Raw genomic sequence first — 697 nt, 5'->3', positions numbered from 1 at the left:
GCCGGCCTCGACGGCGCGCGCCATGGCCAGCAGCGCGACGACCGTCTTGCCGGAGCCGACATCGCCCTGCAGGAGCCGCAGCATGCGCTCGGGATCGGCAAGGTCGGCATTGATTTCGGCCAGCGCGAACTCCTGGCTCGATGTCAGCGAGTAGGGCAGTGCGGCCCTCAGTTTTTCGACGATGCGGCCGTCGCCGACCAGGGGACGCCCGGACAGCCTGCGGACTTTTGCCCGCACCAGCGCCAGCGAGACCTGGCCCGCCAGCAGCTCGTCATAGGCCAGGCGCCGCCAGGCAGCGCCATCGATGGAGACATCGATCGGGTCGGCCGGATTGTGGATGCGGGCAAGCGCGTCGGCAAAGGAGGGAGACGTGTGGCGGCGCATGAAGGCGCCGTCCTGCCATTCAGGAAATTCAGGCACGCGCGCCAGCGCCTGGCCGATCGCCCGGCGCAGCACCTTGCCCGAGAGCCCGGCTGTCAGGGGGTAGACCGGTTCGACCAGCGGCAGGTTTTCCGCCTCGCTGGCCAGTGCGATATGGTCGGGGTGGACCATGCTCGGGCGGCCGTTGAACCATTCCATGCGGCCCGAGACCACGACATGCTCGCCCTCGGGCATCGCCTTTTCGAGATAGGTAGCGTGAGCATGGAAGAAGGTCAGCGCGATCTCGCCGGTGTCGTCATGGGCGAAGACCCGGTAG

1 pseudogene (cut by a window edge) is annotated in these 697 nt (G+C 68.0%); it reads right to left on the bottom strand.

The features are described 5' to 3' along the window. Positions 1 to 697, bottom strand: a pseudogene (gene recG, locus EOC06_RS36920) (ATP-dependent DNA helicase RecG); its annotated part reaches 937 nt to the left of the window's first position; the annotation flags it as partial.

The organism is Mesorhizobium sp. M7A.F.Ca.MR.362.00.0.0, from assembly GCF_004023175.1.
Taxonomy (GTDB): Bacteria; Pseudomonadota; Alphaproteobacteria; order Rhizobiales; family Rhizobiaceae; genus Mesorhizobium.
This window is presented reverse-complemented; position numbering and strand designations above follow the sequence as displayed.